Origin of the sequence: Streptomyces sp. SP18BB07, assembly GCF_036322545.1 — a bacterium.
GTDB classification, from domain to species: domain Bacteria; phylum Actinomycetota; class Actinomycetes; order Streptomycetales; family Streptomycetaceae; genus Streptomyces; species Streptomyces deccanensis.
Map to the genome: position 1 here is coordinate 189,534 of NZ_JAQYWT010000324.1, position 15,094 is coordinate 204,627.

Below are 15,094 nucleotides of genomic sequence, written 5' to 3' on the forward strand. Positions count from 1 at the left end.
GCTCACCTCCGGGGGAGCAGCAGGGAACGGTGCCATTCGTAGTAAGCGGGAAGGACGGCACGAAGGACGCGGAAAGCTGATATTCCACCGCGCACCGTGCCGATCCGGACCAGTTCATGTTCTGGAGCGTCCACGACCACCCGGACGGCCGCAACAGGGCGTGCGCCCGCTCTCACGGCGTGGTGGAGCGTGACCGCGGATTCCATGTCGACGGCGATCGCGCCGGTCGCGAACAGGTCCGACCGCTCCTGACCGCGTACGACGTGGTCGGATCCGGTGAGCGGCCCGGTGTGGATCGTGCGCCCGGGTACGGCCCTCGCCAGCTCCTTGACCAGCAGTTCGGTCCCCACGCAGGGCGTGACGGCGCCGTCGGCGCCCCGGGTCTCCTCGGCGACGACCAGGTCGCCGGGGTGCGTGCCCGGGGCGAGTCCGGCGCAGAACCCGGTGGCCAGGACCGCCGCGTCGCGCAGCTCCGGGCCCGCGAGCAGCCGGGTGACGGACCGCTCGGCGGCCCTCGGACCCATGCCGGTGCGTACGACGGTGACCGGGCCCCCGGCGCCGCCCCGGTCGCCGCTGCGCAGGGCGAGCTGCTCGATGCCGAGCGCGCAGGCGATCAGCAGCGGGGCCGGGGCGGCGGGCGTGTCCATCAGCGCCCCTGGGCTTTCAGGACGGCCGGTTCGCCGTGGACGTACCGGCCGAGCGCGGTGAGCGGGAAGACCTGCCGGTAGAGGTGGTAGTTGATGGAGAAGTCCCAGGGGAAGCCGGTGCCGGTGAAGTACGGCTCGTCCCACGAGCCGTCCTCCCGCTGGGTCCGGGCCAGCCACTCGACACCGCGTTCGGTGGACTTGGCGTCCCGCTCCCCCGCCGCCAGCAGCGCGAGGAGCGCCCACGCGGTCTGGGAGGCGGTGGAGGCGCCCTTGCCGCCCCACTCGGCGGGGTCGGGATAGGAACGCAGGTCCTCTCCCCAGCCGCCGTCGTCGTTCTGCACGGTCTCCAGCCAGGCCACGGCCCGGCGGATCGCGGGGTGCGCGGCGGGCAGCCCGGCCGTCACCAGCGCGGGGACCACCGAACCCGTGCCGTACACGTAGTTGACGCCCCAGCGCCCGAACCACGCGCCGCTGGGCTCCTGTTCGGCGAGCAGCCACTCGATGGCGCGCCGGGTGCGTGGGTCGTGGGACAGGCCCTCGACCGCGAGCATCTCCACCACGTGCGCGGTGACATCGGCGGACGGCGGGTCGATGACCTCGCCGAAGTCGCAGAACGGCAGCCGGTTGGGGAAGGGGCTGGTGTTGTCGACGTCGAAGGCACCCCACGCCCCGTTCCTCGACTGCATGCCGACGGTCCAGCGCACCCCTCGCCGGACGGCCTTCTCCACGCGCTCCGGGTCGTGGTGGGCCACCCGGCGCAGCGCGAGGACGACCTCGGCGGTGTCGTCGATGTCGGGGTAGTTGTCGTTGTGGAACTCGAACGCCCACCCTCCGGGCGGGAGTTGGGGCCGCTTCACCGCCCAGTCGCCGGGGCGGACGATCTCCTCGCCGAGCATCCAGTCGGCGGCCTTGACGAGTTGGGGGTGGTCGGCGGGCAGACCCGCGTCGGCGAGCGCGATGGTGGCGAGGCAGGTGTCCCACACCGGCGACTGGCAGGCCTCGATCATCCGGGCCCCGTCCTCGCGCCACACGGCGAACCGGTCGAGCGACTCCAACCCGGCCCGCATCACGGGGTGCTGGAGGTCGTAGCCGAGCAGGTGCAGCGCGATGAGCGAGTACACGGCCGGCGGCTGGATGCCGCCCCAGCAGCCGTCGTTCTCCTGCCGCTCGATGATCCAGCGGGCGGCGCTGTTCATCGCGGCCTTGCGCAGCCGCTTCAGCGCCACCTTGTGGTAGCCGTGCAGGACCCTGTCGATCCTCTGGAAGGCGCCCTCCCAACTGCCCAGCGGGTCCAGGGGTCTGGGCGGGTTCGGACGTCCGGGGTCGGTGTGCAGCTCGTCCAGCGGGAACGGCGCGGGCCGCACCGGACGCTTCGCCGAGACCACCGTCAGCGGCACGATCGTCTGCCGGGCCCAGCATCCGAAGTCGTAGATGTTGAGCGGCATCCACTTCGGGAACCAGACGATCTCCGGTGGCATCTCCGGCAGATCGTCCCACTTCCACCAGCCGAACAGCGCCAGCCAGATACGGGTGAAGACCCGGGCGGCCGCGATTCCGCCCCGCTCCCGGATCCAGGCGGACGCCCGCGCCATGTGTGGGGCGCCGGGGGCGTCCCCGGCCAGTCGCAGCGCGACGTACGCCTCGACGGTGGCGGACAGGTCGGGCGGGCCGCCGTAGAAGGTGGCCCAGGTGCCGTCCGGGCGCTGCTCGCCCCTGATGAACAGGGCGGCTGCCTGGGTCGTCTTCTCGTCGCGGATGCCCAGGAACTGACGGAGCAGCAGGTCCTCGGCGTCCATGGTGACGTTGGTCTCCAGGTCGCCCTTCCACCAGCCCTGGGCGTCCTGCCGGGAGAGGAGGAAGTCGGTGGCGCGCCGTACGGCGTGCGCGGCGGCATCCTGGCCCCCGGCCGCCTGCGAGGTGTCGTGGTCGGTGTCGCTGGCCGAGGGGGCGCGGGGCGGCAGGGCCCCGGTGCTTCCGTCGGTCGTCGCTGTCATGGCTTCCCCTTCGTGCAGTGGACGGATCTCTCTGCGGTGGGTCAGCCGTCGGCCGGTGCGTGTCCGGTGACGGGCACCGGCCGGCGACTACGCGAGGGCTATTCGACCGATGACGGTCGGCTCCTGGGGGATGGCGGTCATCTCTTCCGTACGACGACGAAGTCCGCGAGCGCCGCGAACTCCTCCCGGACCCGCTCGGGCATCCGGATCGAGTCCAGTGCCTCGATGGCGATCGTGTGCTGGCGGCGGGCCTCCTCGACGGCCCACTCGCGGCCGCCCGCCTCCTCGATGAGGGCGGCGCGCGCGGCGAACTCCTCCTCGGAGAAGTTCTCGAAGTCGCTGGCCTTGGCGTCGGCGGCGAGGAGTTCGCCCAGTTGTTCGGAGGCCGGGCCGCCGGCCGCGAGCGCGGCCACGACGGGCAGGGACTTCTTGCGCTGGCGCAGATCGCTCCAGGTCTGCTTGCCGGTGGAGACCGGGTCGCCCCAGATGCCCAGCAGGTCGTCCACGGCCTGGAAGGCGAGGCCGAGGTGGTAGCCGTACTTCTCCAGCGTGTCGGCGGTGCGGTCGTCGGCGCCGCCGAGGACGGCACCGATGGAGCAGGCGCAGGCGAGCAGGGCGCCGGTCTTGTTGCCCTCCATCTCCAGGCACTCCTCGACGGTGACCCGTTCGCGGTGCTCGTAGGAGATGTCCTGGGCCTGTCCGTCGATGAGCGCACGGGTCGCCGCGGTGACGCGGCGGGTGGCGCGGGCCGCCTCGGCGGTGCCCAGTTCGAGGAGGATCTCGTTGGCGAGGACCATCAGGGCGTCGCCGACGAGGATGGCCTGGGCGGGGCCGTGCACCTTCCACACGGTGTCGCGGTGGCGGCGCTGTTCGTCGCCGTCCATCAGGTCGTCGTGCAGCAGCGAGAAGTTGTGCACCAGCTCCACCGCGACCGCGCCGGGGATACCGACCTCGGGTGCGGCGCCGGTGACCTCGGCGGACATGACGGCGAGCGCGGGGCGCACGGCCTTGCCGCCGTCCCCGTCCGCCGGGTTGCCGTGGGCGTCGATCCAACCGAAGTGGTAGGCGGCGACGGTGTCCATGGGGGGCGCCAGCCGGTCGACGGCCGCCCGCAGCACGGGGGTGGCCAGGGTCCGCCCGCGCTCCAGGAGCGCGGTCACGTCCACCGCGGTCCTCGCGGCGGCCGTCACGGCCGGGGGCACAGTGGGCACAGTCTCTCCAGATGTCGATGTGTTCGTGGTACCGAGAGTGCGGGATCCGGTCAGGTGCGCTTCGAGCGTCACGCCGCCTCCTCAAAGCGGAAGAGGTGTTCGCGGGGGCGGCCCAGCGCGGCGAGGGCGGCGTCCGCCGCGCCGATGCCGCTGCGGACCGCACTCTCCATGGTCGCGGGCCACCCGGTGGCGGTCCACGCTCCGGCCAGGTACAGGCCGGGTGCCTTGGTGCGGGCGCCGGGCCTGAGGCGCCCGACGCCGGGGGTGGGAGCGAACGTCGCGGTGCGCTCCCGGGTCACGAAGAAGTCCTTCACCTCGGCGCCGCGCGCGCCGGGCAACAGCCTTTCCAGCTCGGGCAGATACCGCTCGCGCAGGACGTTGACCGGTGCGTCGATCTCGCTCCGCGCGGCCGACTGCGACAGCGCCAGGTACTGGCCGTCGCGCAGGCCCGAGGCCTCGGTCCGGTCGAAGACCCACTGGACGGATGTGCCGAGCGCCGCGAAGAAGGGCTTGCCGAGCACCTTCCGGTCGTACACGACATGGACGTTGAGGATCGGCGCGGTGCCGATCTCCAGCAGCCGTCCGGGCTCGTCGAGGGCCCCCTCGGGCAGCAGGTCGTGCGTCTCGCGCTGGGGCACGGCGAGCACGACCGCGTCCGCGTCGAGGGTCTCACCGGGCACCTCGACCCGCCAACTCCCGTTCCCGGTACGGGAGACGGAGGTGGCGCGGGCGCGGAGCACGGTACGGACGCCCGCCGAGTCGAGCGCCTTGCGGGCCTGCCGGTCGTGCAGTTCACCGAGCGGGACCCGGGCCCAGCCGATGTCGGCGGCGCCCGGCTCGGACAGCAGTCCCGTCTTGAACACCATCGCGGCGAGCGCGAGGGAGGCGTCGCCGGCCACGGCGTTGAGGGTGGCGACCCCCACGAGGTCCCACAGCGCCTCGACGGCCCGCGCCGACTGCCCGTGTGCGGCCAGCCAGCCGCCGAAGTCCCGTTCGTCCAGCGCGGGATCGTCGAGGTCGAGCGCCTTGAGCGCCAGCGCGGCCCGCCCCACCTTCGCGCGCTCGGCGAGCGAGAGGTGGGTGTACGTGGCGAGGCTGCGCCCCAGGTGCAACGGTACGGGCAGCGCGTCGCGCCGCAGTCTGCCGAGCCGCCTGCCCGGCCGCCCCCCGGCGTCGAGGACCGGCACGTCGAGACGATCCTGCAGGGGCGCGAGCGCGGTCGCGTCGACCCGGTCGAGGAACCAGCGGTAGGCGGTGCAGCACCGCAGGTACACATGCTGTCCGTTGTCGACGGTCAGGTCGCCCCGCTGGAAGGAGAAGGCGAGACCGCCGAGCCGGGGCCGCCCTTCCAGGAGGGTGACCTGTACGCCCGCGTCGGCGAGCGAGAGCGCGGCGGTGATGCCCGCGAGCCCTCCGCCGACGACCACGGCGGTGCTCCGGGGCCGGCCCTCGCGGTCCGCGTCCCTCGGTTCCTCGGACTGTGCGCCGTCGGTCATCGTGCACCCTCCCCTGCCGGCCCGCCGGGGTGCCGGAGCGGTGCGCGGCGGGCCGTCGCAACCTGGGACGCGCTGTCGGCGCGGAGGGTTGCGTACCACTTTTCGCCGATGGGTTCGCCTTGGGCCGTATTGTCCCTCACACGCGCCTCCTGACGGTACGGCGTGACACATGGCGGGCGTCCAGACCGGAGAGGCCGCGCACGGCGACGTACGCCTTCTCCCGGCCGGGCAGCGAGACGCGCCCGCGCAGCACGGCCTCCGGCTCGCGCTCGATGCGGTCGAGCAACCGACGGTAGATGCCGGCCATGGCGGCGACACAGGCCCCGCTGCGGCGGTCGAGCATCGGCAGCAGCCGGTACCCCTCGGCGAAGAGGGCGCGGGCCCGGCGCACCTCGAAGTGCACCAGACCCGCGAAGTCGGAGTCGGCGGGTGGCAGCGGCCCGGCGAACCCCGCCGAGCAGCCGAACTTCGCGAGGTCGTCGGCGGGCAGATAGATGCGCCCGCCCTCCGCATCCTCACGAACATCCCTGAGGATGTTGGTCAGTTGGAGTGCGAGTCCGAGGGTGTCGGCGTACTCCGGCGCGCGTTCCGCACCGCGCGCCCCGGGTTCCGTACCGAAGACACCGAGCGAGAGCCGGCCGATGGCTCCGGCGACACAGCGGCAGTAGACCTTCAGGTCGTCCCAGGTCTCGTAGTGCTCGCCGTGCACGTCCATGAGGACGCCGTCGATGAGTTCGTCGAGGGCGTCGAGCGGGATCGGGAAGGCCGCCGCCGCGTGGGCGAGGGCGACCGCGACGGGGTCGGTGTCGTCCTCGTCGACCGAGCCGCCCCTGACCCGGGTCAGCAGCGCTCTGGTCTCCTCCAGGCGGGCCGCCTTGACCTCGATCGCGAGGGCGCCGTCACCGATGTCGTCGACCCGCCGGGAGAGCGCGTACAGCGCGGACATCGCGCGGCGCTTGGGCGTCGGCAGCAGCCTGATGCCGTAGGCGAAGTTGCGGGCCTGCTGTCCGGTGACGGCCTCGCAGTAGCTGTAGGCGGCGAGTACCGGCGCGGACACGTGTGGTTCCGACTCCACGGTCCGGATCACCCCTCTCCTCGCAGGGTCCCGCCCACCTCGCGCAGCAGCCGGAGCTTGCCGGGCTTGGGCGGGCCGGGAAGTACGTCGAATTCGGCGGCGGCGATCGCGTGGACGGCCGCTCTTCCGCCCGCCACGAACCCCGCGAGGAGCAGCCGCAGCCTGCCGTGGACGCTGCCGACGAGGGGGGCGCCCTCGCCGAGGAGGGCTCTGGCGCGTTCCGCCTCGTACGCGACGAGGGCGCGTACCGACGCGCCCGCGGTGGGCGCGGCGAGGTCCGCCTCCTGGACGTGGAAGCGCTTCAGGTCCGCGGCGGGCAGATAGACCCGGTCGCGGCGCAGGTCCTCGGCGACGTCCTGGAGATGTTCGACGATCTGCAGCGCGGTGCAGATCGCGTCCGAGTGCCGGACCCGCTCGGGGGTGGTCGCGCCGGTGACGGCGAGGACCAGGTGGCCGACGGGGTTGGCGGACAGCGCGCAGTAGGCGAGCAGGTCGTCGTAGGTCTCGTACCGCTTGACCAGCTGGTCCTGGCGGTTGGCGGCGATCAGCGCGAGGAACGGCTCGGGGGTGAGGGAGTGGCGGCGGACGGTGTGCCGCAGCCTGCGCAGCAGGGGGTGGTTCGGGGTGCCCTCGAAGACCTTGCCGAGGTCGGTCTCGAAGGCGTCCAGGAGGAGCAGCCGGTCGTCGGCGTCCTGCGGGGCGAGGCCCAGGAGGCGGGCGTCGGCGCCGCCGGGGGCGAGGTCGCCGTCGCCGATGTCGTCGACGAGGCGGGCGAAGCCGTAGACGGCCATGAGGTCGTCGCGCCAGGCCCTGGGCAGGAAGAACGGGGCGACGGGAAAGTTCTCTGCCCCGGCCTTGTCGAGGGTGTCGCGCTCCGGGTTCGCGGTGCGCGCCGTCCCGGTTACGGTCACCGCTCGTCACCCGGCGCGGGAACGGCAGAAGCGTGGTTGCGCTGGGGAGTCTCCGTAGCCATGGCCGTCACATCTCCCGTTCTACACTGCCGACCCAATACCCACTATTTCGGACACGCCGCCCAGTGGGCGGCGTCTGCGGCTGATGCCGGGTGTCGCGCATTATGGCCCCACTTGCCGCGATTCGGCACCGGTACAGCTTACGTTGTACAACGCACCATGCTCCGTGGGGGTGTCCTGCACATCACAAGAAAGCACCGATTGCCCTCAAGATTCCTATGGGCGGCCGGAGTTGACGCTTCCTTGCCGAAGTTGGCGATTCCTTTGCGGATGCCGTCCCCGGTGTGCCGGACGAGCGCCTCGCCCCGGTATCCCTCGCAGACGCCGGGCCCCGCCGGAGCAGTTCCGGCGGGGCCCGGGTCGCACGGGACTACTTGCCCGTGAACTTCTCGTATTCCTTGAGCACCTCGTCGGTCGGGCCGTCCATGCGGAGTTCGCCGCGTTCCAGCCACAGGACGCGGTCGCAGGTGTCGCGGATGGACTTGTTGTTGTGGCTGACCAGGAAGACCGTGCCGGCCTCCTTGCGCAGCTCGCGGATGCGCGCCTCGGAGCGCTTCTGAAAGGCGCGGTCACCGGTGGCGAGGGCCTCATCGATCATCAGCACGTCGTGGTCCTTGGCCGCCGCGATGGAGAAGCGCAGGCGGGCCGCCATGCCGGAGGAGTAGGTGCGCATCGGCAGGGTGATGAAGTCGCCCTTCTCGTTGATGCCGGAGAAGTCGACGATCCCCTGGTAGCGCTCCTTGATCTGGTCCCGCGTCATGCCCATCGCGAGGCCGCCCAATATGACGTTGCGCTCGCCCGTGAGGTCGTTCATCAGGGCGGCGTTGACGCCGAGCAGCGAGGGCTGGCCGTCGGTGTAGACCTTGCCCTTCTCCGCCGGCAGCAGACCGGCGATCGCCCGCAGCAGGGTGGACTTGCCGGAGCCGTTGGAGCCGATCAGACCGATGGCCTCGCCCCGGTAGGCGACGAAGGAGACGCCCTTGACGGCGTGCACCTTGCGGACGCCCCGCTCCTCGCCGCGCTTGAGGATGCGGCTGAGGGCGGCGGTCGCGCTGCCCTTGCCGGTCTTGGCGCCGTTGACCCGGTAGACGATGTGCAACTCGTCCGCGATGACGGTGGGGATGAGTGACTCAGCCACGGCCGTACCTCTCCTCCGCCTTCCAGAAGTACACGAAGCCGCCGAGCGCGACCAGCACCGCCCACCCGCCGGCGACCGCCCACACGTGCGGGGGCAGGTTCTCGGAGCCGTAGCCGTCGATCAGCGCGAAGCGCATCAGGTCCATGTAGATCGCGGCCGGGTTCCACTGCAGGACGTCGGCGATCCACTTGGGGTGGTCGGCGAGCATGACCGGGATGGAGAACATGACGCCGGAGGCGTACATCCAGGTCCGCATCACGAACGGCATCAGCTGCGCGAGGTCCGGGGTCTTCGCACCCATGCGGGCCATGATCAGCGCGAGGCCGGTGTTGAACAGGAACTGCAGCACCAGCACCGGGACGATCAACAGCCAGGACAGGCGCGGATAGCTGCCGAAGCCGACGGCGACACAGAACAGCACGATCATCGAGAACAGCAGCTGCTGGAGCTGCTGGAGCGCGAAGGAGATGGGCAGCGAGGCGCGCGGGAAGTGCAGGGCACGCACGAGGCCCAGGTTGCCGGAGATCGCGCGGACGCCGGCCATCACCGAGCTCTGCGTGAAGGTGAACACGAACACACCCGTGACCAGGAACGGGATGTAGACCTCGCGCGACATGCCCCGGTCGGCGTTGAGGATCAGGCCGAAGATCAGGAAGTACACCAGCGCGTTGAGCAGCGGGGTGGCCACCTGCCACAGCTGGCCGAGCTTGGCCTGGCTGTACTGCGCGGTGAGCTTCGCCTGGGAGAAGGCGAGGATGAAGTGGCGCCGCCCCCACATCTGGCGGACGTACTCCACGAGTCCGGGCCGGGCGCCGCTCACGGCGAGCCCGTACTTGGCGGCCAGTTCCGTCGCGGAGAGCCCGTCGTCGGGCGACGGACGGTCGCTCACCACAACCCTGCCGTCATGCGTTGTCTCACTCACAAATGGAAACTTTCGTCCTCAAAGTGCGCAGCCTGGTCGGGCCGAGGCGGAAACCTGGACCGGGTACGGCCGAATGCTCTCAGATTTCGAGCTTGTCAGATGACGGGAGGTCGGCCCAGCCGGGTCAGCCGCCACACCGTACGCCACTTCATGGGCCGGCGGGGACCGCAGGTGCTCGTCCAGCCCTCCTTGAAGCCGCCGAACCAGGCTTTCAGCGCCGGTCCGGAGGGCTTGCGGAGCAGCGTCAACAGCAGCCAGACGCCCAGGTAGACCGGTACGAGCGGGGCCGGGAGGTTGCGGCGGGCGAGCCAGACGCGGTTGCGCGCGACCATGCGGTGGTAGACCGCGTGCCGGGAGGGCGCGGTCGTGGGGTGGTACAGCACCATGTCGGACCGGTAGTCGATCATCCAGCCCGCGTCGAGGGCCCGCCATGCCAGGTCGGTTTCCTCGTGCGCGTAGAAGAATTCGTCCGGGAGACCGCCGACTTCGGCGAAGACCTGGGTGCGTACGGCGTTGGCGCCGCCGAGGAAGGTGGTGACCCGGGAGGAGCGCATCGGGTCGGAGGCCCGCAGCCGGGGCACGTGCCGGCGCTGTGTCTCGCCGTTGTCGGGGTCGGCGATACGGAAGCTGACTATGCCGAGCTTCGGGTCGGCCTCGAAGGCCTGCCGGCAGAGTTCGGCGGTGTCGTGGTGGGCGAGCAGGCCGTCGTCGTCGAGGAAGAGCAGGACGTCGACGTCCCGGCCGCTGGGGCCGAACGCCTCTATGCCTATGTTGCGGCCGCCGGGGATGCCGAGGTTCTCGGGCAGCTCGACCGTCCGGACGCCCTCGGGGACGTCCGGGACGGGCGAGCCGTTGCCGACGACGACCGCCTCGACCCGGTCGCCCTCCTGCTTGGCGACCGAGTCGAGGAGGGCGCGGAGCTCGTCGGGGCGGTTGCCCATGGTGATGATCACCGCGCCGACCTTCATGCCGCCGCTCACTTCAGCCTGCTGGAGACGAGGATCGACACCAGGTGCAGCAGGGTCTGGAGCAGCGCGATACCGGCCAGGACGGCGACGCCCACCCGGGAGAAGAAGAGGTCGCCCCGGATCTGGTCCACGACCGCGAGGGCCAGGATCAGCAGGGAGGCCTCGACACCGAGGATCAGCCGGTGGAACTTCAGGGCGGCGGCGGCCTTGCGGGCCAGCGCCATGCCGGAGGAGCGCGGCTCGGCGGCCGACTCCTGGACCGGCGGCTTGCCGGTCTGGTGCCGGGCGACCCCGACGAGGTCCGTCTCGGCCTTGATCAGGATCGCGCCGAGCGCGGCCAGTGTGCCGAGGAAGGCCCACAGCCAGTCGATCCGGCCGGTGCCCCACAGGTCGGCGGCGCGCAGCCCGAAGCCGACGAGGACGGCGGCGTCGCACAGGTAGGCGCCGACCCGGTCGACGTAGACGCCGGTCATCGAGTACTGCTTGCGCCAGCGGGCGAGCTCGCCGTCGACGCAGTCGAACAGCAGGTACAGCTGGACCATCAGCACACCGAGGACGGCGCCCGGGATGCCCGGCACCAGCAGGGCCGGGGCGGCGAGGACGCCGAAGACGGTCATCAGGTAGGTCAGCTGGTTGGGCGTGACCCGGGTGTTCACCAGGTGCCGGTCTATCCGCAGCGAGATCTCGCGCATGTAGAGCCGGCCGGCCCAGTGCTCACCGCTCCGTCGGTCCTTCACACCCGGGGGGTGAACGACCGGGCGGAGCTCAGCTACTGATGGCTTTGGCATAGTCGGCGTAGGCGTCCTTGATCTGTTCGGTGCTCAGTTCGAGGTGTTCCAGGATGGTGTAGCGGCCCGGCCGGGTCTGCGGGGCGAACTCCACGACCTGGACGAACTCGTCCACGGTGAAGCCGATCTCGTCCGGGAGGACGGGCAGGCCGTGGTGGCGGAGGACCTCGGACATCAGCCCCGCCATGTCGTGGTTGCCGCGCAGGAACGTGGCGAACGCGCCGCCGAGACCGCACTGTTCGCCGTGCAGGGCGTTGCGCTTGGGGAAGCTGAGGTCGAAGGCGTGGCTGATCTCGTGGCAGGCGCCCGAGGCGGGACGGCTGTCGCCGGCCACGGACATGGAGATCCCGCACAGGACGAGCGACTCGGAGAGCGTGGTCAGGAACTCGTCGTCGCCGACCCCGCCGGGGTGGCGCAGGACGGCCTCGGCGGCCTGGCGGGCCATGGCGGCGGCCAGTCCGTCGACCTTCTCGCCGGTCTCGCGGCTGGACAGCTCCCAGTCGGCCACGGCGGAGATCTTGCAGATCACATCGCCGATGCCGGCCCGCACGAAGCGCACCGGGGCCTCACGGATGACGTCCAGGTCGATGACGATGCCGATCGGGTTCGGCACACCGTAGGAGCCGCGGCCCGCGTCGTTGTCGAGGGTGGCGACAGGGGAGCACAGGCCGTCGTTGGCGAGGTTGGTGGCGACGGCGACCAGCGGCAGGCCCACCCGGGCGGCCGCGTACTTGGCGCAGTCGATGACCTTGCCGCCGCCGAGCCCGACCACGGCGTCGTAGTGACCGCCCTTCTTGATCGAGTCGGCGAGCCGTACCGCGCCGTCGATGGTGCCGTCCGCGTCGCAGAACCAGTCCGCCTCCGGAAACGCGGGGGCGAACCGGTCGCGCAGCGCCGCGCCGGAGCCGGCGCTGATCGCGAAGGCCAGCCGGCCCGACGGCGCGATGCGCTGGTCGGACAGGATCGCCGCCAGATCATCGAGCGCGCCGGGACGGATGTCCACGACGACCGGCGAGGGGATGAGCCTCGTCAGTACTGGCACGCGATCTCACGTCCCTTGGCGAGGTCGTCGTGGTTGTCGATCTCGACCCACTTGACGTCGCCGATGGGGGCCACGTCGATACGGAAGCCGCGGTTCACGAGCTCCTGGTAGCCGTGCTCGTAGAACTGCTGCGGGTCCGTCTCGAAGACCGTCTTCAGGGCGTCGGCCAGCTCGTCGGCGGCCTCGCCCTCGATGAGGGTGACGCCGATGTACTCGCCCGTCGCCTCGGCGGGGTCCATCAACTTGGTGATCTTGGTCATGCCGCCCTCGGGGCCGACGACGACCTTCATCTCCTCGTCGGCGAGGGACTTCACCGTGTCGAGGGCGAGGATGATCTTCTTGCCGTCGCCGCGGGCGGCGAGCAGGGTCTTCTCGACGGAGACCGGGTGCACGGTGTCGCCGTTGGCGAGGATCACCGAGTGCTTGATGGCGTCACGGCCGCACCACAGGGAGTAGGCGTTGTTCCACTCCTCGGCCTTGTCGTTGTCGATGAGGGTGATCTTGACGCCGTACTTCTGCTCCAGCGCCTCGCGGCGCTCGTAGACGGCCTCCTTGCGGTACCCGACGATGATCGCGACCTCGGTCAGGCCGATCTCGGCGAAGTTGCCGAGGGTGAGGTCGAGAACCGTGAGGCTCTCCTCGTCGCCTTCGGGGCCGACCGGCACCAGAGCCTTGGGGAGGGTGTCGGTGTAGGGGCGAAGACGCCGTCCGGCGCCGGCCGCCAGCACGAGGCCGATCATGCGGGTTCTCCTTCATCGTGTACGGCGGGTGCGCCTGTTTTATGGGCGGTCACCCAGAAGCGGATGCTCTCGAGGAGCACCAGCAGGGCCACGGCCACGGCGAGAGCCGTGAGCGCGACTGTGAACTCTGTGGGCGCGAGCAGCGCGGCCAGGACGGTGACCAGCAGGGTCCTGCCTTCGTGCCCGCCGATCGCCCGCACCAGCCACCGCGGCGGCGCGCCGGCGTCCCCGCGGATGCGGTACACCGTGTCGTAGTGATGGTAGGCGACAGCCCCCACCAGCCCGAAAGCCGCAGGAAGGGCTCCGTTCACCTCGGCTTTGGCCGCCAGCAGGAGGACGGTGCCGTATTCGGCGGCGCGGAAGAGGGGCGGGATCAGCCAGTCGAGGGGGCCCTTGAGGGAGCGCTCGACGGCTTCGGCCGACAGCCCGACGTACAGCGCGGCCAGGGCGACGACCTGCCAGGCAGGGCCCCAGACCCAGGCGGCGGTCACCACGGCCACGGCTCCGAAGGCCGCGCTGAGCAGTGCCGTCTTGCGCGGCGGGCCCGGCAGGAGCCGCGCCAGCGCTTCGGCCAGCGGGCCGGTGTCCGCGAGGTCCGCGAGTGCCCGCGCCGCTCGGTCCGTGCGCTGCGCCTTGCGGGTCAGCGAGCGCAGCACGCGGCCCGCCGTGGTGTAGGTCGCGGCGAAGGCGCAGCCGATGAGCAGCGCGTAGAAGGTGATGCGGGGTGTGGTGACCGCCGTGAGGACCGCGATCATCGCCCAGCGCTCGCCGATCGGCAGGACGATCATGCGGCGGATCCAGACCGTCCAGCCGACGCTGTCGAGCTTGCCGGAGAGGGCGGCGGTGGGGCTGGTGTTGCCGGTGGCGTCGTGGTTCGCCTCGTTGAAGGAGAAGTCCACGACATGGCGGCAGGTCTGCAGGACCATCGCGCCGAGGGCGAGTGCCCATACGTCGTCACCGCCACGCGCGGCGCCGAGGGCGAGGCCCGCGTAGTAGGCGTACTCCTTGGCGCGGTCGAAGGTGGCGTCGAGCCAGGCGCCGAGCGTCGAGTACTGCAGCGAGTAGCGGGCCAGCTGGCCGTCGGTGCAGTCGAGGACGAAGGAGAAGAGCAGGAGGAGGCCGGCCGCGACGAACCCGCCGCGTGTGCCGGTGGCCGCGCAGCCGGCCGCGATCAGGGCGGTGATCAGCGAAGCCGTGGTGACCTGGTTCGGGGTCAGGCCCCGGCGGGCGCACCAGCGGGCGATGTAGCGGGAGTAGGGGCTGATGAAGTACGTGGTGAAGAAGCCGTCGCGGGACTTCACCGCCGTGCGCAGCCGTACGGCCTCGTCGTCGACGGCGGCGACCGCCTGGCGGGCCTCGTTGCGGGCCTGCGGGTCGGCGGGGACGGCGGCGACCAGGATGCCGAGCTCGGGCCGGTACAGGCTGACGCCGTCGGCGTCGAGGGCGGCGACGACGCGGTCGGCGACGCTGTCGACGGCGACGGCCGTGGTGCCGCCCGCGGCCGCGCTCTCACGGGCCAGCGCCCGGGTCAGCGCCTGACGGGCGGCGGGCCGCACGGTCACGGCGCCCGGGAGGGCGGCGGCCTCGAAGCGGGGGTCGGTGAGTCCCAGCCGCAGCGCGTGCACATGGCCCACGAAACGGGCGTCGACGATCGCGACCCGCTGGTCCGCGGGCACCGTCGCCAGGAGCGTCTCGGTGTCACCGGCGTCGGAGGCGGTCCGCACGTCGAAGCCGAGCGACCGCAGATCGCCCTCCAGCGACGATCCGGGGACCGGCTGACCGGTGAGGATGGCGGTCGACAGACGAACTCACTCCCTGGGTGCCGACGCGACCGCGTCGGACGTGTACGTGGTGGAGGCGCCCCGGCCCGCTGCGACCCGGCGGCGTGTCGGCAGAGGTTATCGGATGAAGAGAAGCGGGCGTTCACCGCCCGTTCACGCCCGGATCAGTTCGGCCTGCTCAAGCCGTCGGCCCTCCGCCGCGATCATCATCGGGGATATGGGGGTTACGCCACAAACTCCGGTGCGGATATCGGTAGATAGGGGATGAAGATATGGTCCGACTCCTCGACGAGGGCCCGGGTCCGCGGCCCTTCAGGGGCG

General features: G+C 71.4%; 14 protein-coding genes. All 14 read right to left on the reverse strand.

Annotation, left to right across the window (positions count from 1 at the left end):
* Nucleotides 1-2: 2 nt before the first annotated feature.
* The 14 genes from PUR53_RS24710 to PUR53_RS24770 all read right to left on the reverse strand — a co-directional run bounded on the left by PUR53_RS24710 (nt 3) and on the right by PUR53_RS24770 (nt 14,794).
* Entirely contained in the window at nt 3-647 is a 645-nt protein-coding gene (locus tag PUR53_RS24710) for a phosphorylase family protein (protein WP_329902307.1), read from the reverse strand.
* Complete coding sequence (shc, locus tag PUR53_RS24715) at nt 647-2,641, reverse strand: squalene--hopene cyclase (protein WP_329909673.1); 1,995 nt, start codon at nt 2,639-2,641, stop codon at nt 647-649. Before shc ends, PUR53_RS24710 begins: the two co-directional genes overlap by 1 nt.
* Before the next feature lie 137 nt (nt 2,642-2,778).
* A complete protein-coding gene (locus PUR53_RS24720) occupies nt 2,779-3,831 on the reverse strand; it encodes a polyprenyl synthetase family protein (protein ID WP_329902387.1) in 1,053 nt (350 codons plus the stop codon).
* Between the two features lie 89 nt (nt 3,832-3,920).
* Nucleotides 3,921-5,348 carry a hydroxysqualene dehydroxylase HpnE gene (gene hpnE, locus PUR53_RS24725; RefSeq protein ID WP_329909674.1) on the reverse strand — a complete coding sequence of 476 codons (1,428 nt, stop codon included), beginning with the start codon at nt 5,346-5,348 and terminating at the stop codon, nt 3,921-3,923.
* A complete protein-coding gene (locus PUR53_RS48270; protein ID WP_443080352.1) occupies nt 5,345-5,488 on the reverse strand; it encodes a DUF6380 family protein in 144 nt (47 codons plus the stop codon). Before PUR53_RS48270 ends, hpnE begins: the two co-directional genes overlap by 4 nt.
* Nucleotides 5,485-6,435 (reverse strand): presqualene diphosphate synthase HpnD, encoded by a 951-nt coding sequence (hpnD, locus tag PUR53_RS24730; RefSeq protein WP_329902310.1) that lies wholly within the window; start codon nt 6,433-6,435, stop codon nt 5,485-5,487. The genes PUR53_RS48270 and hpnD overlap by 4 nt, the downstream gene beginning before the upstream one ends.
* A complete protein-coding gene (hpnC, locus tag PUR53_RS24735) occupies nt 6,432-7,334 on the reverse strand; it encodes a squalene synthase HpnC (RefSeq protein WP_329909675.1) in 903 nt (300 codons plus the stop codon). Before hpnC ends, hpnD begins: the two co-directional genes overlap by 4 nt.
* Nucleotides 7,335-7,764: 430 nt before the next feature.
* Nucleotides 7,765-8,532, reverse strand: a complete 768-nt coding sequence (locus PUR53_RS24740; RefSeq protein ID WP_329909676.1) for an ABC transporter ATP-binding protein — start codon at nt 8,530-8,532, stop codon at nt 7,765-7,767.
* Entirely contained in the window at nt 8,525-9,454 is a 930-nt protein-coding gene (locus PUR53_RS24745) for an ABC transporter permease (protein WP_329902313.1), read from the reverse strand. Before PUR53_RS24745 ends, PUR53_RS24740 begins: the two co-directional genes overlap by 8 nt.
* 95 nt (nt 9,455-9,549) lie before the next feature.
* On the reverse strand, nt 9,550-10,422 hold the full coding sequence (locus PUR53_RS24750; RefSeq protein WP_443078353.1) for a glycosyltransferase family 2 protein: 873 nt from the start codon (nt 10,420-10,422) through the stop codon (nt 9,550-9,552).
* 8 nt (nt 10,423-10,430) lie between these two features.
* A complete protein-coding gene (locus tag PUR53_RS24755) occupies nt 10,431-11,159 on the reverse strand; it encodes a CDP-alcohol phosphatidyltransferase family protein (protein ID WP_413471419.1) in 729 nt (242 codons plus the stop codon).
* Nucleotides 11,160-11,187: 28 nt separating this feature from the next.
* The gene (locus PUR53_RS24760) at nt 11,188-12,252 is read right to left on the reverse strand and encodes an iron-containing alcohol dehydrogenase family protein (RefSeq protein ID WP_329902315.1); all 1,065 of its coding nucleotides are present in this window, start codon (nt 12,250-12,252) and stop codon (nt 11,188-11,190) included.
* Nucleotides 12,240-12,992, reverse strand: a complete 753-nt coding sequence (locus PUR53_RS24765) for a phosphocholine cytidylyltransferase family protein (protein ID WP_060882629.1) — start codon at nt 12,990-12,992, stop codon at nt 12,240-12,242. The genes PUR53_RS24760 and PUR53_RS24765 overlap by 13 nt, the downstream gene beginning before the upstream one ends.
* On the reverse strand, nt 12,989-14,794 hold the full coding sequence (locus tag PUR53_RS24770; RefSeq protein ID WP_329902388.1) for a DUF5941 domain-containing protein: 1,806 nt from the start codon (nt 14,792-14,794) through the stop codon (nt 12,989-12,991). Before PUR53_RS24770 ends, PUR53_RS24765 begins: the two co-directional genes overlap by 4 nt.
* Nucleotides 14,795-15,094: the final 300 nt, after the last annotated feature.